33 protein-coding genes and 1 pseudogene are annotated in these 21403 nt (G+C 38.5%); 33 read left to right on the top strand and 1 reads right to left on the bottom strand.

What is annotated here, in order from left to right; translation table 11 throughout:
- The first annotated feature begins 1 nt into the window (after position 1).
- From rpsS to rplQ, 24 genes are all read left to right on the top strand, one after another.
- Positions 2-280 carry a 30S ribosomal protein S19 gene (gene rpsS / locus KSK37_RS09035; RefSeq protein ID WP_088358800.1) on the top strand — a complete coding sequence of 93 codons (279 nt, stop codon included), beginning with the start codon at positions 2-4 and terminating at the stop codon, positions 278-280.
- 2 nt (positions 281-282) lie between these two features.
- Complete coding sequence (gene rplV / locus KSK37_RS09030; RefSeq protein WP_088358799.1) at positions 283-684, top strand: 50S ribosomal protein L22; 402 nt, start codon at positions 283-285, stop codon at positions 682-684.
- 7 nt (positions 685-691) lie between these two features.
- On the top strand, positions 692-1435 hold the full coding sequence (gene rpsC, locus KSK37_RS09025) for a 30S ribosomal protein S3 (protein WP_088358798.1): 744 nt from the start codon (positions 692-694) through the stop codon (positions 1433-1435).
- 81 nt (positions 1436-1516) lie between these two features.
- Complete coding sequence (gene rplP, locus KSK37_RS09020) at positions 1517-1942, top strand: 50S ribosomal protein L16 (RefSeq protein ID WP_088358797.1); 426 nt, start codon at positions 1517-1519, stop codon at positions 1940-1942.
- Between the two features lie 12 nt (positions 1943-1954).
- Positions 1955-2143 (top strand): 50S ribosomal protein L29, encoded by a 189-nt coding sequence (gene rpmC / locus KSK37_RS09015; protein ID WP_088358796.1) that lies wholly within the window; start codon positions 1955-1957, stop codon positions 2141-2143.
- Between the two features lie 12 nt (positions 2144-2155).
- A complete protein-coding gene (rpsQ, locus tag KSK37_RS09010; protein ID WP_088358795.1) occupies positions 2156-2413 on the top strand; it encodes a 30S ribosomal protein S17 in 258 nt (85 codons plus the stop codon).
- A complete protein-coding gene (gene rplN / locus KSK37_RS09005) occupies positions 2413-2781 on the top strand; it encodes a 50S ribosomal protein L14 (RefSeq protein WP_031503404.1) in 369 nt (122 codons plus the stop codon). The genes rpsQ and rplN overlap by 1 nt, the downstream gene beginning before the upstream one ends.
- A gap of 18 nt (positions 2782-2799) precedes the next feature.
- Positions 2800-3126, top strand: a complete 327-nt coding sequence (gene rplX / locus KSK37_RS09000; RefSeq protein ID WP_088358794.1) for a 50S ribosomal protein L24 — start codon at positions 2800-2802, stop codon at positions 3124-3126.
- Positions 3127-3138: 12 nt separating this feature from the next.
- Entirely contained in the window at positions 3139-3690 is a 552-nt protein-coding gene (gene rplE, locus KSK37_RS08995) for a 50S ribosomal protein L5 (protein WP_088358793.1), read from the top strand.
- 3 nt (positions 3691-3693) lie between these two features.
- Positions 3694-3963, top strand: a complete 270-nt coding sequence (rpsN, locus tag KSK37_RS08990) for a 30S ribosomal protein S14 (RefSeq protein WP_088358792.1) — start codon at positions 3694-3696, stop codon at positions 3961-3963.
- 117 nt (positions 3964-4080) lie between these two features.
- Positions 4081-4479 (top strand): 30S ribosomal protein S8, encoded by a 399-nt coding sequence (gene rpsH, locus KSK37_RS08985; RefSeq protein WP_088358791.1) that lies wholly within the window; start codon positions 4081-4083, stop codon positions 4477-4479.
- 17 nt (positions 4480-4496) lie between these two features.
- The gene (gene rplF, locus KSK37_RS08980; RefSeq protein WP_088358790.1) at positions 4497-5042 is read left to right on the top strand and encodes a 50S ribosomal protein L6; all 546 of its coding nucleotides are present in this window, start codon (positions 4497-4499) and stop codon (positions 5040-5042) included.
- Positions 5043-5059: 17 nt separating this feature from the next.
- Positions 5060-5407 carry a 50S ribosomal protein L18 gene (rplR, locus tag KSK37_RS08975; RefSeq protein ID WP_088358789.1) on the top strand — a complete coding sequence of 116 codons (348 nt, stop codon included), beginning with the start codon at positions 5060-5062 and terminating at the stop codon, positions 5405-5407.
- Positions 5408-5426: 19 nt separating this feature from the next.
- Positions 5427-5948, top strand: a complete 522-nt coding sequence (gene rpsE / locus KSK37_RS08970) for a 30S ribosomal protein S5 (protein ID WP_088358788.1) — start codon at positions 5427-5429, stop codon at positions 5946-5948.
- A gap of 9 nt (positions 5949-5957) precedes the next feature.
- Complete coding sequence (gene rpmD, locus KSK37_RS08965; protein ID WP_031503420.1) at positions 5958-6134, top strand: 50S ribosomal protein L30; 177 nt, start codon at positions 5958-5960, stop codon at positions 6132-6134.
- A gap of 71 nt (positions 6135-6205) precedes the next feature.
- Positions 6206-6652, top strand: a complete 447-nt coding sequence (gene rplO / locus KSK37_RS08960; RefSeq protein ID WP_088358787.1) for a 50S ribosomal protein L15 — start codon at positions 6206-6208, stop codon at positions 6650-6652.
- A gap of 9 nt (positions 6653-6661) precedes the next feature.
- Positions 6662-8041, top strand: coding sequence for a preprotein translocase subunit SecY (secY, locus tag KSK37_RS08955; RefSeq protein WP_088358786.1), 1380 nt, complete (start codon positions 6662-6664; stop codon positions 8039-8041).
- Positions 8042-8049: 8 nt separating this feature from the next.
- Positions 8050-8265: a translation initiation factor IF-1 gene (infA, locus tag KSK37_RS08950; RefSeq protein WP_031503426.1), complete on the top strand. Its 216-nt coding sequence runs from the start codon at positions 8050-8052 to the stop codon at positions 8263-8265.
- A gap of 139 nt (positions 8266-8404) precedes the next feature.
- Complete coding sequence (gene rpmJ / locus KSK37_RS08945) at positions 8405-8521, top strand: 50S ribosomal protein L36 (protein WP_007839480.1); 117 nt, start codon at positions 8405-8407, stop codon at positions 8519-8521.
- A gap of 9 nt (positions 8522-8530) precedes the next feature.
- Complete coding sequence (rpsM, locus tag KSK37_RS08940) at positions 8531-8908, top strand: 30S ribosomal protein S13 (protein ID WP_055041710.1); 378 nt, start codon at positions 8531-8533, stop codon at positions 8906-8908.
- A 12-nt stretch (positions 8909-8920) separates the two neighbouring features.
- Positions 8921-9310, top strand: coding sequence for a 30S ribosomal protein S11 (gene rpsK, locus KSK37_RS08935; RefSeq protein ID WP_088358785.1), 390 nt, complete (start codon positions 8921-8923; stop codon positions 9308-9310).
- A gap of 79 nt (positions 9311-9389) precedes the next feature.
- The gene (rpsD, locus tag KSK37_RS08930) at positions 9390-9998 is read left to right on the top strand and encodes a 30S ribosomal protein S4 (RefSeq protein ID WP_088358784.1); all 609 of its coding nucleotides are present in this window, start codon (positions 9390-9392) and stop codon (positions 9996-9998) included.
- A gap of 33 nt (positions 9999-10031) precedes the next feature.
- Entirely contained in the window at positions 10032-11027 is a 996-nt protein-coding gene (locus tag KSK37_RS08925; protein WP_217200962.1) for a DNA-directed RNA polymerase subunit alpha, read from the top strand.
- Positions 11028-11033: 6 nt separating this feature from the next.
- The gene (gene rplQ, locus KSK37_RS08920; protein WP_088358782.1) at positions 11034-11567 is read left to right on the top strand and encodes a 50S ribosomal protein L17; all 534 of its coding nucleotides are present in this window, start codon (positions 11034-11036) and stop codon (positions 11565-11567) included.
- Positions 11568-11658: 91 nt separating this feature from the next.
- On the opposite strand, the gene KSK37_RS08915 is transcribed toward rplQ, so the two are convergent.
- Complete coding sequence (locus tag KSK37_RS08915) at positions 11659-12090, bottom strand: hypothetical protein (protein ID WP_217200960.1); 432 nt, start codon at positions 12088-12090, stop codon at positions 11659-11661.
- A gap of 173 nt (positions 12091-12263) precedes the next feature.
- On the opposite strand from KSK37_RS08915, the gene eno reads away from it, so the two are divergent.
- The 9 genes and pseudogenes from eno to KSK37_RS08875 all read left to right on the top strand — a co-directional run bounded on the left by eno (position 12264) and on the right by KSK37_RS08875 (position 21403).
- On the top strand, positions 12264-13559 hold the full coding sequence (gene eno, locus KSK37_RS08910) for a phosphopyruvate hydratase (protein ID WP_217200958.1): 1296 nt from the start codon (positions 12264-12266) through the stop codon (positions 13557-13559).
- 77 nt (positions 13560-13636) lie between these two features.
- A complete protein-coding gene (locus KSK37_RS08905) occupies positions 13637-14923 on the top strand; it encodes a citrate synthase (RefSeq protein WP_088358779.1) in 1287 nt (428 codons plus the stop codon).
- 429 nt (positions 14924-15352) lie between these two features.
- Positions 15353-15634, top strand: a complete 282-nt coding sequence (locus tag KSK37_RS08900) for a hypothetical protein (RefSeq protein WP_217200956.1) — start codon at positions 15353-15355, stop codon at positions 15632-15634.
- A gap of 11 nt (positions 15635-15645) precedes the next feature.
- The gene (paaZ, locus tag KSK37_RS08895) at positions 15646-18153 is read left to right on the top strand and encodes a phenylacetic acid degradation bifunctional protein PaaZ (RefSeq protein ID WP_217200954.1); all 2508 of its coding nucleotides are present in this window, start codon (positions 15646-15648) and stop codon (positions 18151-18153) included.
- A gap of 166 nt (positions 18154-18319) precedes the next feature.
- A pseudogene (locus KSK37_RS14185) lies at positions 18320-18484 on the top strand (7(1) septoil knot domain-containing protein); the annotation flags it as partial.
- 26 nt (positions 18485-18510) lie between these two features.
- Positions 18511-18975, top strand: a complete 465-nt coding sequence (tnpA, locus tag KSK37_RS08890; protein WP_217200952.1) for an IS200/IS605 family transposase — start codon at positions 18511-18513, stop codon at positions 18973-18975.
- A 252-nt stretch (positions 18976-19227) separates the two neighbouring features.
- Positions 19228-19917, top strand: coding sequence for an SMUG2 DNA glycosylase family protein (locus KSK37_RS08885; RefSeq protein ID WP_088358773.1), 690 nt, complete (start codon positions 19228-19230; stop codon positions 19915-19917).
- Positions 19917-20684 (top strand): enoyl-CoA hydratase/isomerase family protein, encoded by a 768-nt coding sequence (locus KSK37_RS08880; protein WP_217200950.1) that lies wholly within the window; start codon positions 19917-19919, stop codon positions 20682-20684. The genes KSK37_RS08885 and KSK37_RS08880 overlap by 1 nt, the downstream gene beginning before the upstream one ends.
- 11 nt (positions 20685-20695) lie before the next feature.
- Entirely contained in the window at positions 20696-21403 is a 708-nt protein-coding gene (locus KSK37_RS08875) for an SDR family NAD(P)-dependent oxidoreductase (RefSeq protein ID WP_217200948.1), read from the top strand.

Raw genomic sequence — 21403 nt, 5'->3', positions numbered from 1 at the left:
TATGGCAAGATCACTTAAAAAAGGACCTTTCATCCATCATACTTTAGATAAGAAGGTTCAGGCTAATATAGAAGCTAATAAAAAGACAGTAATTAAAACTTGGTCCAGAGCATCAATGATCTCCCCGGACTTCGTAGGACAAACCATCGCAGTACACAACGGGAAATCTTTTATCCCTGTATATGTAACTGAAAACATGGTAGGTCACAAGTTAGGCGAATTTTCTCCGACAAGATCTTTCAGAGGTCACGGTGGTAACAAAAATAAAGGAGGTAGATAATCATGGGATCAAGAAAAAGAGAAAGTGCATTAGCACGTAAAATAGCAAACCAGGATGTGGCAAAATCGTTACATAATGATTGCCCGTCTTCTCCAAGAAAGATGAGATTAGTTGCTGATATCATCAGAGGAGTTGAAGTAGATAAAGCTTTAGCTATCCTTAAATTTTCAAAAAAGGATGCTTCTAACAAATTGGAGAAAGTTCTTCTTTCTGCAATGGCTAACTGGCAAACGAAAAATGAAGGTGCTGATATTGAAGAAGCAAACTTAATCGTAAAAGAAATTATGGTTGATAGTGCAAGACAATTGAAGAGACTAAGACCTGCACCACAAGGTAGAGGCCATAGAATCAGAAAAAGATCAAACCACATTACGTTAATTTTAGGTACTAAAGAAAACAAATAATCAAGGTATGGGACAGAAGACAAATCCAATTGGTAACAGATTAGGTATCATCAGAGGATGGGATTCAAACTGGTTTGGTGGTAAAAACTACGGCGACAGAATCGCTGAAGATTACAAAATCAGAAGATACCTTGAAGCAAGATTATCTAAAGGCGGTATTTCAAAAATCTATATTGAAAGAACCCTGAAATTAGTAACAGTAACAATCACTACAGCCAGACCGGGATTGATCATCGGTAAAGGAGGACAGGAAGTTGATAAATTAAAAGAAGAATTAAAAAAGATTACCGATAAGGACATCCAGATCAATATCTTCGAAATCAAAAGACCTGAACTTGATGCAGTATTAGTTGCTGACAGTATCGCAAAACAGATTGAAAACAGAATTTCTTACAGAAGAGCCGTGAAAATGGCAATTCAAAGCACCATGAGAATGGGAGCAGAAGGAATCAAAGTACAGATTTCTGGTAGATTGAACGGAGCGGAGATGGCAAGAAGCGAATCTTTCAAAGACGGAAGAATTCCATTGTCAACTTTTAGAGCAGATATCGATTATCATATCGGTGAAGCACTTACTCAATACGGTAAATTGGGAGTAAAAGTTTGGATCATGAAAGGTGAGGTATACGGTAGAAGAGACCTTTCCCCATTAGTAGGACAACAAAAGAAAGCAGCTGGAGGAAGAGGCGACAGAAATGATCGTAATGACAGAGGGGACAGAGGCGATAGAAGACCAAGAGATAGAAAATAATTAATAAAATTTTAGAGGACAGTTTTAAATGACCGTTACTTTTTTAAAAGCTAAAATCTAAAATCTAAAATTTAAGAAATTATGTTACAACCAAGAAGAACCAAATTCCGTAAAGTTCACAAGATGAAGATGAAGGGGATTGCCCAAAGAGGGAATCAACTCGCTTACGGAACCTTCGGTATCAAAGCAACAGAAGGTGCTTGGATCACTGCAAGACAAATTGAAGCAGCGCGTATTGCTGCTACAAGATATATGAAAAGAGAAGGTCAGCTATGGATCAAAATTTTCCCGGATAAGCCAATTACCAAAAAACCAGCCGAAGTAAGGATGGGTAAAGGTAAAGGTGCCGTAGAATATTGGGTATCTGTAGTGAAACCAGGAAAAATTATGTTCGAAGTTGGAGGTGTTCCTTACGATGTTGCGAAAGAAGCACTTAGACTTGCCGCTCAAAAATTACCGGTAGTTACCAAATTTGTAGTCGCTAACGATTTTGTTCAACCTCAATAATCTGAAATTATTATGAAAAAAGCTGACATCAAAAATCTAAGCGCAGGAGACATTCAAAACAAATTAGCTGAAGTAAAGGCAGATTTCAATAAACTGAAATTGTCACACGCAATCAGCCCGATTGAAAATCCTATTCAAATCAGAGACATGAGAAAAACAATCGCACGTCTTGAAACTGAATTAACACTAAAACAACAATAAGAATTTCATTTTATCATGGATAGAAATTTAAGAAAAGAAAGAATCGGAATTGTTTCCAGCAATAAAATGGAAAAGACCATTGTTGTAAGTGAAACTACGAGAGTAAAACACCCGATGTACGGTAAATTCGTTCTTAAGACGAAAAAATATACCGCTCATGACGAGAACAACGAGTGTACTGAAGGCGACACAGTATTAATTACTGAAACAAGACCTACAAGTAAAAGTAAGAGATGGAGATTAGTAAGAATCATTGAAAAAGCTAAGTAATGTTACAAACCGAATCAAGATTAAAAGTTGCTGATAACACAGGTGCAAAAGAAGTACTAGTTATCAGAGTTCTGGGAGGAACCAGAAGAAGATACGCTTCAGTTGGTGATAAGATCGTAGTTACTATCAAAGATTCTACACCACAGGGGAACGCAAAAAAAGGAACTGTTTCTAAAGCAGTTGTAGTAAGAACGAAAAAAGCAGTAAGAAGAAAAGATGGTTCATACATCAAATTCGACGATAACGCTTGTGTTCTTCTTAACGCAGCCGGCGAAATGAGAGGTACCCGTGTATTCGGACCTGTTGCCCGTGAACTGAGAGATAAAGAATATATGAAAGTCATTTCATTAGCTCCTGAAGTACTTTAATTTTAAAATTTACAGAAAATGACAAAGTTAAAAATCAAAAGAGGAGATAACGTAATCATCACTACCGGTAAGAAAGAAATTAAAGGTAAAAAAGGTGAAGTTATTGAAGTGATCAGAAAAGAAGGCAAAGACGCAAGAGTAATTGTTGCAGGTTTAAATATCGTTAAAAAACATACCAAGCCATCAGCAGGAAACCCACAGGGCGGAATTGTAGAGAAAGAAGCATCTATCCATATTTCTAACGTAGCATTGATCGACAAAAACGGTAAAGCTACCAAAACAGGAGTAAAAGTGGAAGGTGATAAAAAAGTAAGAGTTGCTAAAACAACCGGGGAAACTTTATAATTATAAAAGACGATGGAATATATAGTAAGACCAAAGAAAATATATAAAGAAAAGATTGTTCCTGCGATGATGGAAGAATTTGGGTACAAATCTGTTATGCAGGTACCTAAATTAGAAAAAATCGTTATTTCACAAGGTTTAGGAGCTGCTACAGCCGATAAAAAAATTGTGGATTATGCAATCGAAGAACTTACAGCAATCACCGGTCAAAAAGCAGTAGGAACTTTATCTAAAAAAGATGAAGCAGCCTTTAAACTAAGAAAAGGAATGCCTGTAGGAGCAAGAGTAACTTTAAGAGCTAATCAAATGTATGAGTTCTTAGACAGACTTACTTCTTCAGCTTTACCGCGAATCAGAGATTTCTCTGGTATCAAAGCTGACGGTTTCGACGGAAGAGGAAATTACAACTTAGGAATCACTGAGCAGATCATTTTCCCAGAGATCGTAATCGACAAAGTAAAAAAAATCCAGGGGATGGACATTACTTTCGTTACAACCGCGAAAACTGACAAAGAAGCAAAAGCATTATTAACGCATTTTGGTATGCCTTTTAAAAAGAATTAAAAGATGGCTAAAGAATCAATGAAAGCGCGTGAGCGCAAAAGAGAAGCTACAGTAGCAAAATATGCTGAGAAAAGAAAAGCTTTGAAAGAAGCCGGAGATTACGCAGCACTTCAGTTATTGCCTAAAGACGCTTCCCCTGTAAGATTACACAACAGATGTAAATTAACAGGAAGACCAAGAGGATACATGAGAACTTTCGGACTTTCCAGAGTTACTTTCAGAGAAATGGCCAACAAAGGTCTTATCCCAGGTGTTAAAAAAGCTAGTTGGTAACAATTTAGAATAATCGAGACAGTAAAGTTGTTCCTGGTGACGAGCGACCAGCCCAGCTAAAAGCGAAGCACCAGAAACAAAACTAACTGTCATAAACCAATAATTTAAAATAGAAAAATGGTAACAGATCCAATTTCAGATTTCCTAACCAGAGTAAGGAACGCACAAAGCGCAGGCCATAAAGTGGTGGACATTCCTGCATCGAAAATCAAAAAGGAGATTACGAAAATTTTGTTTGACCAGGGTTATATCTTGAACTATAAGTTCGAAGATCACGCTGTTCAGGGAAATATCAAAATCGCTTTAAAGTATGACAAACAAACTAACAAACCAGCAATCAAGTCGATCCAAAGAGCGTCTAGACCAGGTTTGAGACAATACAAAGGTTCTGAGGAACTGCCAAGAGTATTGAACGGTTTGGGAGTGGCTATTATCTCAACTTCAAAAGGAGTAATGACAGATAAAAAAGCCAGACAAGAAAAAGTTGGTGGAGAAGTAATCTGCTATGTTTATTAATTTTTAATCAAAGGAAAATGTCAAGAATTGGTAAATCAATTATAGAAATTCCCGCTAATGTTACCGTAACCGAAAAAGACGGTTTGGTAACTGTGAAAGGACCGAAAGGAGAACTTACACAGCAGATCAGTGAAGGAATCACTCTAAAACAAGAAGACGGAATACTTACTTTAGAAAGACCGTCCGAATCAAAACAACACAAAGCATTACACGGTCTTTATAGAGCGTTAATCAATAACATGATCCAGGGAACTGCCGAAGGTTTTACAAAAAAACTGGAATTGGTAGGGGTAGGATACAGAGCTTCACACCAAGGTAACAGACTGGATATGGCTTTAGGATTCTCCCACGGTATCGTGATGGATCTTCCAAAAGAAATTACTTTAGATACTTTATCTGAAAAAGGTAAAAACCCTATTATTACTTTGTCTTCATACGACAAACAACTTCTTGGGATGGTAGCTGCTAAGATCAGATCTTTCAGAAAACCTGAACCGTACAAAGGAAAAGGAGTTAGATTCGTTGGAGAAATTGTTAGACGTAAAGCTGGTAAATCTGCTTAATTTTAAAACTTAAGAAAATGGCACTAAGCAAATTAGAAAAAAGAAATAGAATTAAAAGAAGAGTGAGAGGAAAAATCTCAGGTTCTTCAGAATTGCCAAGATTATCTGTTTACAAAAGTAATAAAGAAATTTACGCGCAATTAATCGACGATAAAGACGGTAAAACTTTAGCATCTGCTTCCTCAAGAAGTCTGAACGCAAAAGGCAATAAAGTTGAAATCTCTGCTGAAGTTGGTAAAGCAATCGCTGAAAAAGCTAAAGCTGCAGGTATTGAAAATATAGTGTTCGACAGAAACGGTTTCGTATACCACGGAAGAGTGAAAGCTCTTGCTGACGGTGCGAGAGAAGGCGGACTAAAATTCTAATCATTAAATTTCGGAAAATATGTTAGGACTAGATAATATAGAAAAAGTAAAACCGGGAGGATTAGAACTTAAAGATCGTCTCGTTTCAGTAAACAGAGTTACCAAAGTAACCAAAGGGGGACGTGCTTTCGGATTTTCTGCAATCGTTGTTGTAGGAGACGAAGCTGGAACTGTAGGTTTCGGTTTAGGTAAATCTAAAGAAGTTGCTTCAGCTATTGCAAAAGCAGTAGAAGATGCAAAGAAAAATTTAGTAAAAGTTCCTGTTATCAATCATACCATCCCTCACCAGTCTTCTGCAAGATACGGTGGTGCTGATATCTATCTTAGACCAGCTTCCCACGGTACCGGGCTAATCGCCGGTGGTGCGGTAAGAGCGGTATTGGAGTCTGCAGGGGTACACGATATTTTGTCAAAATCTAAAGGTTCTTCTAACCCGCACAATGTAGTGAAAGCTACTTTCAAAGCATTGTTGGATATCAGAAGACCTGAAGACATCGCAAAATTAAGAGGTGTTTCATTAAGTAAAGTGTTTAACGGTTAATATAAAACAATGGCAAAAATCTCAGTAAAACAAGTAAAAAGCGCTATTGGTAGAACTAAAACCCAAAAAAGAACGCTTGAAGCATTAGGATTGAAAAAACTTCACCAAGTTGTTGAACACGAAGCTACACCATCTATCTTAGGTATGGTAGCTGCGGTAAGTCATTTAGTAGAAGTTCAAAAATAATTTTTAGGAAAAGGATTAGGTTGAGTTAAAGCTCAACCTCTGCCTTAACCTTAACCTTTAATTTTAAAATAATGAATTTAAATAATATAAGACCTGCATCGGGTGCAACTCACAATTCAAAAAGACTTGGTAGAGGACAGGGAAGCGGAAAAGGTGGTACTTCAGCAAAAGGTCACAAAGGTCAGAAAGCCAGAGCCGGATACTCTCAGAAGATCGGTTTTGAAGGTGGACAGATGCCTTTGCAAAGAAGACTTCCTAAATTCGGTTTCAACAACGTAAACAGAAAAGAGTACAGAGCAATCAATCTTGATACCATCCAACTTTTGGCTGATGCGAAAAACATCACCGAAATCACTAAAGACATCTTAGTGGAAAACGGATTAGCTAAAAAAAGCGAGATCGTGAAAATTATGGGTAGAGGAGAATTGAAATCAGGAGTTTCAATCTCTGCACACAAATTCACGAAATCTGCAGAAGAAGCTATTTCGAAGGCAGGAGGTAAAGCAATTACTCTATAATTATTAGGAATGAAAGAATTTATACAAACACTAAAAAACATTTGGAGTCTTAAAGAACTTAGGGAGAAAATACTTTTTACCCTTGGATTGGTCCTCGTGTATAGATTCGCATCTTATATTTCCCTACCTGCCATCAACATGGCCGAGGTAGGGAATCTTTTGGAACATTACCAGAACCAAGGTGGCAACAAGCAGGGAGCAGGTCTTCTTGGGTTGCTTTCTTCGTTTACGGGAGGTGCATTCAGTAGAGCTTCTATTATGGCTCTCGGTATCATGCCTTATATTTCTGCATCCATCATCGTTCAGCTGATGGGTATGGCTATTCCTTATCTTCAGAAACTTCAGAAAGATGGTGAAAGCGGCAGAAATACTTTGAACCAGATTACAAGATGGTTAACGATCGCAGTTTGTTTGGTGCAGGCACCTTCTTACCTTACTTCAATTACACAGATGTTCCTGCCGCATGCGCAGTTTGCTTCGGCATATTATGTACATCCGGACTCCATTATGTTCTGGCTTCCGAGCATCGTAATTTTAGTAGCAGGTTCGGTATTTGCAATGTGGTTAGGAGAGAAAATTACGGATAAAGGTATCGGAAACGGTATTTCAATCTTGATTATGGTGGGGATCTTGGCAGATCTTCCGGGATCATTCATCCAGGAAATCGCTACACAAACCGGTAAAGGCGGTTTAGGAACGATCATGATTTTAATTGAAGTGTTATTCTGGATGCTCGTAGTTCTTTTGGCAATTGTACTATCGGTTGCGGTAAGAAAAATTCCTATTCAGTATGTAAGCAGAGCACAGGCAAGAGGCGGTGCAAACAGAAATTTAATGCAGGGTGCAAGACAGTGGATTCCACTTAAAGTGAATGCTTCGGGAGTAATGCCGATCATTTTTGCCCAGGCTTTAATGTTTGTTCCGGGACTTTTAACGAAAGTTGATGAGACCAATACCTTCCTTGCCGGATTCAAAAATGTATTCAGCTGGCAGTACAATGTACTGTTTGCATTGTTAATTATTATTTTCTCTTTCTTCTATACAGCGATCACCATTCCGGTGAATCAGATGGCAGACGATTTAAAGAGAAATGGCGGATTGATTCCTAAAGTAAGACCCGGTAAAGAGACCGCAGATTATATCGATGATATTTTGTCAAAAATTACCTTGCCTGGATCAATGTTTTTAGCTATCTTTGCAATCCTTCCGGCAATAGTGCACGGAGCGTTTGTTCAGACGGATAGATTCGCCCTCTTTTTTGGGGGTACATCGCTGTTAATTATGGTGGGAGTAATCCTGGACACTGTTCAACAAATCAACACGTATTTGCTGAACCACCATTATGATGGCCTGATGCAATCGAAATTATCCAGAACATCAAACCTGTAATCAGATAAATGGCTAAACAGAAACATATAGAACAAGACGGCGTCATTACGGAAGCTCTTTCGAATGCGCAGTTCCGCGTTGAACTTGAGAATGGGCATGTATTAATTGCTCATATCTCAGGTAAAATGCGAATGCACTACATTAAACTTTTACCTGGTGATAAGGTAAAATTAGAACTTTCTCCTTACGATTTATCGAAAGGAAGAATCACATTTAGATACTAATTACAGAGAGATCTGGAAATTATTATAATAAGAAAACGAATAAAATCATAACGGTTTTATTAGTCATTTAAATATTTAAACAAAAGGGGGTGGAATCACTTGGAGTTCATCTAACCGTTGGAAAATTAAACCAAAACAAATGAAAGTTAGAGCATCTATCAAAAAAAGAAGTGCTGATTGCAAAATCGTTCGCAGAAAAGGCGTTCTGTTTGTAATCAACAAGAAAAACCCAAAATTTAAACAAAGACAAGGCTAAAATTAAATTATGGCGAGAATTTCCGGTATTGATTTACCAAAAAACAAAAGAGGCGTTATCGGCTTAACTTACATCTACGGAATCGGAAGAAGCACTTCATCCGAAATCCTGAAAGCAGCCGGCATCAGCGAAGACAAGAAAGTCAACGAATGGAATGACGATGAATTGGCATTGATCAGAAACTACATCACTGAAAACATCAAAGTAGAAGGTGAATTGCGTTCTGAAACACAACTGAACATCAAACGATTGATGGACATTGGTTGCCAACGAGGAATACGTCACAGACTAGGATTACCTTTAAGAGGCCAGAGAACAAAAAACAATTCTAGAACCCGAAAAGGAAAGAGAAAAACTGTTGCTAACAAGAAAAAAGCAAGTAAATAATCGGTAAGAATTATGGCAAAACAGACTAAAGTAGTTAAAAAAAGAAAAGTAAAAGTTGAAGCGATTGGGGAAGCTCACATCCAGGCATCATTCAACAATATCATCATTTCTTTGACGAATAAAAACGGAGAAGTAATCTCTTGGGCATCTGCCGGAAAAATGGGATTCAGAGGTTCTAAAAAGAATACTCCTTTCGCAGCTCAGATGGCTGCAGAAAATTGCTCTACAGTAGCGCACGAAGCTGGGCTTAGAAGAGTAAAGGTGTTTGTGAAAGGTCCTGGTGCAGGTAGAGAATCTGCAATCAGAACTATTCACAATTCAGGTATTGAAGTTAGTGAAATCGTTGACGTGACTCCAATGCCACACAACGGATGTAGACCACCAAAAAGAAGAAGAGTATAACAATTGAACTTTCAGAATTTGAAATTCAAAATTGTGAAATCTTGAATCTTGAATCCTGAATCTTTAAATCTAAAGAATTATGGCAAGATATATTGGACCTAAAACTAAGATTGCAAGAAAATTTGGTGTTGCAATCTACGGAGATGATAAAAACTTCGAGAAAAGAAAAAACCAACCGCCGGGACAACACGGTGTGAATAAAAGAAGAGGATCAAAGAAATCTGAGTATGCTGTTCAGTTAATGGAAAAGCAGAAAGCTAAATATACTTACGGTATTTTAGAAAGACAATTTGCTAACCTATACGAAAAAGCGCAAAGAGCAAAAGGCGTTACTGGTGAAGTTCTTTTACAGTTATGTGAATCTAGATTAGACAATGTTGTTTACAGGCTTGGTTTTGGTAAAACAAGAGCAGGAGCAAGACAGCTGGTTTCTCACAGACACATCACAGTAAATGGAGAATTAGTAAACATTCCTTCTTATTTGCTTAAAGCCGGAGACGTTGTTGCAGTAAGAGAAAAATCTAAATCTCTTGAGGTAATCGCTGATTCATTGGCTTCTAAAGCAAACTATGAGTGGTTACAGTTCAACGACGAAACAAAACAAGGTACTTTCGTATCAGCTCCGGAGAGAATCCAAATCCCGGAAGATATCAAAGAACAGTTGATCGTCGAACTTTACTCTAAATAATTTTTTTCAAATTTTTGCTCAACCCCAAATTATATGGCAATTTTAACATTTATTAAACCCGATAAAGTAATCCTTATTAACTCTGATGATTTCAAAGGTCAATTTGAATTCAGACCATTAGAGCCAGGTTTCGGACTTACCATCGGTAATGCTTTGAGAAGAGTATTGCTTTCTTCTCTTGAAGGATATGCTATTTCCTCTATCAAAATAGAAGGCGTAGAGCACGAATTTTCAACGATTCCCGGTGTAATTGAAGACGTAACAGAAATTGTTCTGAACCTCAAACAGTTAAGACTTAAAGCTAAATCCGAAACTGCTGCGGCAGAAGTGGTTACTGCTAAAGTTTCCGGACAGAATACTGTGACGGCAGGAGATTTAGGAAAAGCAATTCAGGGATTTGATGTTTTGAATCCGGAATTGGTGATCTGCAATCTTAATAAAGATGTTAAATTTGAAATCACATTCAACATCGAAAAAGGAAGAGGTTATGTTCCTTCGGATCAAAACAAATCCAACAATGCTCCTATCGGTACCATTGCGATTGACTCTATCTTTACGCCGATCAAGAAAGTGCAGTACAGTGTTGAAAACTATCGTGTAGAGCAAAAAACAGACTACGAAAAACTTGTTTTGGATATTGAAACTGATGGTTCCATCAGCCCTCAAAATGCTTTAACTGAAGCTTCTAAGATATTAATCTATCACTTCATGCTGTTCTCCGATGAGAGAATTACCCTGGAAACTGAAGCCGTAAAAGCATCCATCCAATACGACGAAGAAACTTTACATACAAGACAGCTCCTTAAATCTAAATTAACAGATATGGATCTTTCTGTAAGAGCGCTAAACTGCTTGAAAGCTGCTGAAGTGGAAACTTTAGGAGAACTGGTTTCTTATACAAAGTCTGATTTGATGAAATTCAGAAATTTCGGTAAAAAATCTTTAACAGAATTAGAAGAATTAGTGCATGCAAAAGGTCTTAACTTCGGTTTCGACGTTGCTAAATATAAATTAGACGCTGATAAATAACAAACAATGAGACACGGTAAAAAATTCAATCACTTAGGAAGAACCGCTTCACACAGAAGTGCCTTACTTTCTAATATGGCTTGTTCTCTTATTGAGCATAAAAGAATCAACACTACTGTTGCTAAAGCGAAAGCTTTAAGAGTATATGTTGAACCTATCTTAACAAAAGCGAAAGAAGATACAACTCACAACAGAAGAACAGTTTTCTCTTACCTGCAAAGCAAAGAAGCAGTTACTGAATTATTCAGAACAGTTGCTCCTAAAATTGCAGAAAGAAACGGTGGTTACACAAGAATCATCAAAACTGGATTCAGACCGGGCGATGCTGCAGATACTGCAATGATCGAACTTGTAGATTTCAATGAACTTTACAACCCGAATGCTGAAGAGAAAAAAGTAACAAGAAGAAGCAGAAGAGCTGCTGCTCCTAAAGCTGAGGCAGTTGCTGCTGAAGTAAAGGAAGCTCCAAAAGCTGAAGCTAAAACTGAAGAGCCTACAGCAGAAGCTGCTGATTCTACAGAAGAAAAAACTGCTGAGTAATACTCCAAAGTTTTTTATACATAAAAAGCCGTTCAATTTTTTTGAACGGCTTTTTTATTTTCCTGTTTCAATTATTTAATCTGCAGTAAACCTATTTTCTCGCCTTTTTAAGCCTAATAATATTGTTTCCCTGGCTAATCGTTATGCTGTCATTTTTCGACACGATCTGAAAATCATAATTACCGTAAACTCCTTCTCCCTTTTCTGCCTTTCGTGGTGCTGAAATCGTTTTATTATTGCTTCGGATGCTGATGGTGTTTTCTTTACCGGTGTTTTTAAAAGTCACCAGCGCTGAAGATCCGTCTTCTGCTACGTAGCGGTCCGTATGTTCCTCATTAATGCCTTTTTCGTCTTTGATTACTGTAGAACTCGAATATGAACTGTCGGTTTTCCCGTTTTCCGTATTTAATTCTTTCTCCTGACTTTCGGTGACGATAACACTTTTGTTTCCTTCTGTGGATTTCTTGCAGCTGAAGTTTGCTGAAAGTGCCACTATTGCGCCTAAATAAATTATTTTTTTCATAACTGATTGTTTTATTACAATCAAATTTACGATTAGTTTTCTTAACTTAAAATATCCGCCGTAATTAACTAAAATTTAACGCAAACATTAATAAAATCATGTGCTGAAACCCAAAAAATAGTTCTATTTTCATTAAATTTGTAATTCAAAATTAAAAGTTAAAAAATTAAACAATGAGTTACATTTCTTACATTGAAGCAAGGCAGATTTTGGATTCCCGAGGTAATCCTACAATCGAAGTGGATGTTTTCACAGAAAGTGGCGCGATGGGTCGTGCTGCAGTTCCTTCCGGAGCATCTACAGGGGAACATGAGGCAGTAGAATTACGTGATGGCGGTTCCGATTATATGGGAAAAGGGGTCCTGAAGGCTGTTGAAAATGTAAGAGAAGTAATCGCTCCCGAATTGGTAGGACTTCCGGTTTATGACCAGAATTTCATCGATCAGATTATGATCGAACTTGACGGGACCAAAAATAAAGGAAATCTTGGAGCAAACGCTATTCTCGGTGTTTCGCTTGCTGCTGCAAAAGCTGCTGCCAATGAATTGAAAATGCCGCTTTACAAGTATGTTGGCGGTGTTAACGCAAATACACTTCCCGTTCCGATGATGAACGTCATCAATGGCGGTTCTCACTCAGATGCCCCTATCGCATTTCAGGAATTCATGGTAATGCCGGTAAAAGCTGATTCTTTCTCTCACGCTCTAAGAAAAGGTACTGAGATTTTCCACAGCCTTAAATCAATTCTTCATTCAAGAGGTTTATCTACTGCAGTAGGTGACGAAGGTGGTTTTGCACCTACATTTACCGGAACTGAAGATGCTTTGGATACTTTGCTTCAGGCTATTGAAAAAGCAGGTTACAAACCGGGCGGTGATGTCATGATTGCTTTAGACTGTGCAGCTTCAGAATTTTATAAAGACGGCATTTACGATTACAGAAAATTCCAGACGCCGGACGCAGCTCAGTTCAGCAGCAGCGAGCAGGTTTCTTATCTTGCGGAACTTGCTGCCAAATATCCAATCATTTCCATCGAAGACGGAATGCAGGAAAACGACTGGGAAGGCTGGAAAATGTTAACTGATAAAATCGGTGACAAAGTACAGTTGGTTGGTGATGACCTTTTTGTAACCAATGTTGAAAGATTGTCAAGAGGAGTAAACGAAGGAATCGCGAATTCTATATTGGTAAAAGTTAACCAGATCGGTTCTCTTTCTGAAACCATGGCTGCTGTTCAAATGGCGCAACATAACCGTTTCACTTCAGTAATGTCTCACAGATCCGGAGAAACGGAAGATTCTACAATTGCTGATTTAGCAGTAGCGATGAACTGTGGACAGATCAAAACAGGATCTGCTTCCCGTTCCGACAGAATGGCAAAATACAACCAGTTACTGAGAATCGAAGAAGCTTTGGGAGAAACTGCAGTATTCCCAGGTTTGGACGCTTTTAAAATAAAAAGATCATAGATAAAATAAATGGAGGACGGCTAAAATCATTTGCCGTTCTCTATCAATATTCATAAATTAGTAAAAAATTAAAAACAATGTCAGATAACAAAGTTGTATTGAACTATGACGGGAAATCTTTCGAATATCCCATTATAGATAGCACTATCGGGGATAGAGGAATCGATATTTCAAAGCTTAGAGACCAGACTGGTTTAATTACATTAGATTTAGGATACAAAAACACAGGAGCAACATTAAGCGATATTACCTATCTTGATGGTGATAATGGCGAGCTGTATTACAGAGGTTATCCAATCGAACAGATTGCCGAAAAATCCAACTTCACCGAAGTAATGTATCTTTTGCTTCACGGCGAATTACCTACAAACGACCAGTTTCAGGGTTTCGAAAAGGGAATCAAAAAATATAATTTCGTTGCGGATGAAATGAAACGTCTTATCGATGTTTTCCCGCGTTCCGCGCACCCAATGGGAGTTTTGTCTTCCCTTACTTCAGCGCTTACCGCTTTTAATCCAAAAGCAGTTGATGTAACTTCTAAAGAAGACTTAGATCACGCAGCAGAAATGCTGATCGCTAAATTCTCACACCTTTGTGCCTGGACTTACAGAAAAAAATTAGGTTTACCAATCAATCACGGAGATAACAGTCTTAATTATGTTGAGAATTTCTACAAAATGTGTTTCCGCAGACCAAACGAAGAATTCGAATTGGATCCTGTCGTAGTTGGAGCATTGGATAAATTATTAATCCTTCACGCAGATCACGAACAAAACTGTTCTACATCTACCGTAAGAATGGTTGGTTCCGCTCATACAGGTCTTTTTGCTTCAGTTTCCGCGGGTATTTCTGCACTTTGGGGTCCGCTTCACGGTGGCGCAAATCAGGCTGTAATCGAGATGCTGGAAATGATCGAAAAAGACGGCGGCGACGTTGCCAAATATGTTGAGAAAGCGAAAAATAAAGACGATAACTTCCGTTTGATGGGCTTTGGACACCGAGTTTACAAAAACTTCGATCCTAGAGCTACCATTATTAAAAAAGCGGCGGATGACATCCTGAACTCGTTAGGAATTGAAGATAAAGCACTGGACATCGCAATGCAGTTGGAAAGAGTAGCACTCGAAGATGAATATTTCGTAAGCAGAAAATTGTATCCAAACGTAGATTTCTATTCAGGAATCATTTACAGAGCATTGGGAATTCCAACCGAAATGTTCACCGTAATGTTCGCATTAGGAAGACTGCCGGGATGGATCTCGCAATGGAAAGAAATGCGTCTGCACAACGACCCTATCGGAAGACCGAGACAGGTTTATCAAGGCTCGCAAAAACGCGATTATATTGATTTGAATGCAAGATAATTTGCAAATTCTTATACAATCCCTTTCAATTTATTTTGAAGGGGATTTTTTTTGGCGCATATCTCAGTTTTCCGTCCGCAACCCTAAGAAATGATCCCGCAGCCTTTAGAAATGGTTTCGCAGCCAATAGAAATGGTTCCTCAAGTGGTAGAAATGGTTCCGCAACTGTCAGAAATGGTTCCGCAAGCGTCAGAAAGCTCCGCAAGTGTCAGAAATGGATGCGCAATAATTTTTATTGATTTTTTCAACCAAATTCATAAAAAAAGCACTGCAAAATTGTGAAATATTAATTATTGCAGAAATGAGTTTAAAGGTTACAATGATAAATAGCGCACCACAAAACTATTAAATCAAAAAAATTGAAAATTTCATTATCTTAACACACCGAAAAAAATACTTTTCCCGAAACGAAAATCCTCAAACGAAAATATGTTCAGACTTTCAAAACCTAAAATCATCATCGCGGCTCTAATCCTCACAACCCTTAATTTTGCTGCATACTACGCACTGAAAGTAGGAATTGGTATTTCGGATACCCTCCAGCATTCCGAAGGAAAAGAACTTGCTGCAGGATTGGAAGAGAAGAGCACTTTTATCGATTTTTTTTCATCCATTGTTATTACCATTGATATTGCAGTCATTTTATTAATGCTTTATCTCTTCATTAAATTCGTAATAAGAAACATCAAAACCTCCAAAAAAGCTCAGTAGCACTTCAACATATGAAACTTAGAAATTACATACACGGCCAATGGGTCGACGGTTTAGGAAATGAAATTCCACTTTATAATGCGGTTAACGGCGAATTAGTCGCGGTTTCCGATACAGAAGGAATTGATTTCGAAAGTGCCTTGCATTACGGACGAACCGTCGGTTACAAAAATCTTTCCTCCATGACTTTCTATGATCGCGGCGAAATGTTGAAAAAAGTAGCTTTGTATTTATTAGAAAGAAAAAAGAAATATTACGATCTGTCCTATAAAACCGGTGCAACGCACGCAGATTCCTGGGTTGATATTGAAGGAGGTTGCGGAACTTTTTTCGCCTATTCCGGTTTGGCTAAAAGAATGTTGCCGAACACGCCTTTTTGGGTCGATGGCGACACCCAGAAACTTTCCGCCAACGGAACTTTTATCGGAACGCATATTTTAACGCCAAGCGAAGGAGTTTCTGTGCAGATTAATGCCTATAATTTTCCGGTTTGGGGAATGATGGAAAAATTATCTACGTCGCTTTTAGCCGGAGTTCCAAGCATTGTAAAGCCCGCAACTCCCGGTTCTTATCTGACGAACGCGGTTTTTCAGGATATGATTGAAAGCGGCATTCTTCCCGAAGGCGCTATTCAGTTGGTTTGTGGCGAACCCGGAAATATTCTCGATTACGTTCAGGACGGCGATTCTGTTTTATTTACAGGTTCCGCTTCCACCGGAAAAAAATTAAAATCTTTGCCTTCCATTTCTTCGAATGCCGTGCGCTTCAATATGGAAGCAGATTCTCTGAACTGTTCTATTTTAGGACTCGATGCAAAACCCGGAACTCCGGAATTCGATCTTTTTATTAAAGAAGTCCGCAATGAAATGACCACAAAAGCGGGACAGAAATGTACCGCTATCCGTAGAATTATTGTTCCGGAAAATTTAGTGGGTGATGTTCAGAATGCTTTAAGCAAAGCGCTGGACCAAACCAAAATCGGAAATCCTTTAAACCGCGAAACCAGAATGGGTTCCATTGTCGGTAAAAAAGAAATGGCGGTTTTAGAAAGCAAAATTGAACTTCTAAAAGCTGAAACAGAACTCATCTACGACGGAAAACATGAACTAGTCGACGCCGATTATGAAAATGGCGCTTTTATGTCGCCAAAAGTTTTTTACAACGATAAACCTTTCGAGAAAAACGCATCCCACGAAGTGGAAGCTTTCGGACCGGTTTCCACAATAATGCCGTACAAAGATGCCGATGAAGCAGCCGCACTTGCAAAACGCGGAAAAGGAAGTTTGGTCGGTTCAATCGTATCTCGCGATGAAAAATTCGTCGCCGAAACTTCCTGGAAAATGGCTTCCTCACACGGAAGAATTTTTGTTTTGAACCGCGATAACGCAAAGGAATCTACAGGTCACGGTTCGCCGCTGCCAACATTGATGCACGGCGGTCCCGGAAGAGCTGGCGGAGGCGAGGAAATGGGCGGTTTGAACGGTCTTCATTTCTTTCTTCAGAAAACCGCAATCCAGGGTTCGCCGGATATTCTGACCGCGATTACGAAAATTTACCAGCAAGGTGCTACGCAGCATTTTTCAGATAAACACCCTTTCAGAAAATATTTTGAGGAAGTAGAAATCGGAGATTCTTTAGAAACTGCCGGAAGAACTGTTACGGAAGCTGATATTGTGAATTTTTCCAATGTCTCGTGGGATCATTTCTACGCACACACTGATGCTACAAGTTTGAACGGAACTATTTTCGATAAAACGGTGGCGCACGGATATTTCATCCTTTCCGCCGCGGCGGGACTGTTTGTTTCGGGCAAGAAAGGTCCTGTTATCGCCAATTACGGCCTGGAAAATGCGAGTTTCTTTAAACCTGTTTACGCCGGCGACACGATTACGGTTTATTTAACGGCGAAAGAAAAAATTAACAAAGGAGTAAAAGGAAGAAACATCCCAAGCGGGGTTGTCAAATGGTTAGTGGAAGTGGTAAATCAGCGCGATGAGATTGTTTGTGTGGCTACCATTCTTACTTTGGTGGCGAAGAAATCACAGTTTTTGGATCTGAATTTAAAGAATATTCAAAAAAAGTTAAATGGTTTAACCCAAAATTCTCAGCCAAAATGGGGAATAATGACTGCGCAGAATATGCTGGAACATCTTGAAGATTTCCTGAAGATGTCCGTGGGCGAGGAGCAAATGGAATGCCGTACAAAAGATGAAGAACAGCTGGAAAAACTTCGCGACTGGCTGTACAAGGAAAAAGCAATTACCAGAGATTTAAAATTTGAAGGATTACCCGAAAATGAAAATGCGGCGTTACGGTACAAAAATCTCGAACAGGCTAAAGAAAAATTGATTGAAAGCCTTAAAAACTATCTGATCTATTACCGGGAAAATCCTTTGGCAGAGCATACGCATCCGCTGTTCTGCAATATTGGTAAAGAAATGTGGGAACTTTTTCACCGTAAACATTTCACTCACCATTTTGAGCAGTTTGGATTAACGAGTAATTTTATAATAAATTGAAAACAATCCTTTCACTTTTTCTGATCATTTTTTTGACTTCGCAGTTTTCTGCGCAGAAGGTATTCTCTGTTGATTATCAAAGTCAGGCCGATGTAAAGGTTTTTGTAGTGAATATGAAAGTCAGGCAGATTTAAACGTCTATAAAGTCGATTACCAAAGTCAAGCCGACGGAAATGAAGGGAAATGGTTTGTTGTAAAATATTCCGGCTAGGCCGATAAAAAGATTTATTTTGTAGACTATCAAAGTCAGGCAGATCTAAAAATTTTCTTTGTCAAATACCAGAGTCAGGCAGGTTGGAAGAAAAAGGATAAAAAGCAGTTGATGTATTGAAAAAAGCTTAATTAAAGATTGTAAAAATGCCCAATACGTACACACAGATTTATATTCAGGTGGTTTTTGCTACAAAAGGTCGGGAAAATATAATTCCATCGGAATTTCGTGAGGAAATTGAGAAATATATAACGGGAATATTTACGAATAAGGGTCAAAAGATTATTGCAATCTATCTTAATCCGGACCATATTCATATTTTTTTCAGTTATAAAAATTTGATGATTGGTATTCCAGAATTAATAAAAGTAGTCAAAACCGAGGCGACTAACTTCATCAATGAGAAGAAAATGGTTAAAGGCAAATTTGCATGGCAGGAAGGTTACGGGGCATTTTCTTATGCGAAAAGTCAGAAAGATGCGGTAACCAAATATATTTTAAAGCAGGAAGAACATCATAAAAAGCACAGCTTTAGAGAAGAATATTTAGATTTGTTGAAGAAATTTGAGATTGATTTTAATAATAAATATCTGTTTGAATTTTATGATTGATTTGGATTTAAAAGATAGCGTTCCTACGGAACGCCGTGGTTGGCGTCTTAAACACAACCTACACAGATATGATTCCGTAGGAATCATTAGGATTTGGAAATGTTTTTAATCAAATCTTGGATCTCTCGGGTTAAAAATGTGCCATGAAAGGAGAGATATAAATGTTCCGTAGGAACATTATCTGTGTAGTAACAATAAAAACATGTGGTTGGCATCCCGTAGGAATGCTATCTGTGTAAAAACAATAGGACCGTGAAAAAAACCATCGGAGAAAAAGTCGTCGCTTTCAATAAGCAATTGCACTATTCAGGCGCGCTTCCCGAAGGTTTCGAAGTGCTGAATCCATTCTTCGATAATCCGGAAACTTTAACGGTGATGACAGCGTTCTATGAGAAGTTTTACAATGACCAGAATCAGCGGAAATTCATCATCGGAATCAATCCAAGCCGTCACGGAGCAGGAGTTACAGGTGTTCCGTTTACCGATACGAAAAGGCTGGAAGCCGTATGCGGAATCGAAATGAAATCGGCGCACACGCATGAAATTTCGTCTGTCTTTTTGTACGACGTTATCGAAAATTTTGGAGGTCCGGAAAGATTTTACAGTGAATTTTATATCAATTCGCCGTTTCCCTTAGCCATCATCAGGAAGACCGCGAGAGGCGGTTTAAACGCCAACTATTATGATGACAAAGATCTTTTTCAGACAGTGAAACCCTTTATGGTTCAAAGTTTAAAAGATCATATCAGCTTGGGTTTGGATACTTCTGAGGTTTTTATTTTAGGAAAAAAGAACGCGGCTTTCATTGAAAAAATCAACCGCGAGGAAAAGTTTTTCGACAAAATGACGGTTTTGGACCATCCCAGATATATCCAGCAGTATAAAAGCAAGGAAAAGGAACTCTATATCGACAAATATTTAATTGCCTTAAATAAAAAATAATGAACAACGGATTTGTAAACCAGGAACTTAAAAATAATATTTCGGAAATCACTTTCGGAACCGAAAAAAGCAATTCATTACCCGGAGAAATCCTGGAGAAACTTGCACAAACTATCCTTGATGAAGGTGCAAAGCCGGAGGTTAAAGCTATACTTTTAAAATCGGCCGGCGAAAAAGCCTTCTGTGCAGGCGCAAGTTTCGATGAGCTTCTTTCAATCGACGAACTTGAAACTTCCAAAAAATTCTTTGGAGGCTTTGCTAAAGTTCTCAATGCGATGCGCAATTGCGGAAAATTAGTCATCGTCCGCGTTCAGGGAAAAACAACCGGCGGCGGAGTAGGAATTGCGTGTGCCGCAGATTACTGTTTTGCCACGAAAGATTCCGCTATGGCTTTAACGGAATTAAATTTAGGAATCGGACCTTTCGTAATCGGACCTTACGTTGAAAGAAAAATCGGAAAATCAGCTTACGCTGCGATGTCGATTGATGCGGATTTCCGCAGCGCTGATTGGTGTGAAAAGCACGATGTTTATCATTCCGTTTCTGCAACTATTGCGGAAATGGATGCAGAGCTTCACAGTTTCCTGGAGAAACTTTCGTACAGAAGTTCCGATGCTTTGGCTTTGATTAAAAAAGTTTCCTGGGAAGGAACCGAACATTTTGAAAGTTTAATGCCGGAGAGAATTCACATGAGCGCAAGTTTAATCCTGGAAGATTCGGCGAAGAAAAATATTGAAATGATCAAAGAAAGGCTGAGAGCGAAATAGTTTAATTTCAAATGAACAAGCAGAGAACCGTTCTGATTTTAGGCGCCAATTCCGATGTCGCTAAACAGTGTATTTTGCAATATACCGCGAAAGGTTATACCGTTTTTGCAGCTTCGCGGGATTTAATCTCACTGGAAAATTTTATCACAAAAAATCACATGGAGAATTCGGTTCAGGTGATTTTCTTTGATGCGGCTGATTTTTCATCACATCAGAAGTTTTATGAGGAATTGCCCATGAAACCTCATGTCGTGATTTACGCTGCAGGATTTTTAAGACAGAATGAGCAAGCGAGCAAAGATTTCAATGATGCTTTCGAAATGATGAAGGTGAATTACGCCGGCGCGGTTTCAGTTTTAAATATAATTGCGAACGATTTTTCAAATACAAATCTTGAACGAATCATCAGTCTGTCCTCTCTTTCGGGCGTTCGCGGGCGAAAAAGTAATTATATTTATGGAAGTACAAAAGCGGCTTTTACCACTTATCTTTCTGGCTTACGACAGGATTTAAGTTCACGGAATATTACCGTAAATGTTTTGATCAGCGGTTACATCAGAACCAAAATAAATGATGGTTTAAAACTGAACGAATCTTTAATCATGGAGCCGGAATATGTAGCGGGGGATTCCTTCACCATTGTTCCCAACTGGAAATGGAAAATCATTTACTGGATTTTAAAAATATCGCCTGAATTTTTGGTGGCGAAATTACCGTAA

Origin of the sequence: Kaistella soli, from assembly GCF_019038595.1 — a bacterium.
In the GTDB taxonomy this organism is placed as follows: Bacteria; Bacteroidota; Bacteroidia; order Flavobacteriales; family Weeksellaceae; genus Kaistella; species Kaistella soli.
This window is presented reverse-complemented; position numbering and strand designations above follow the sequence as displayed.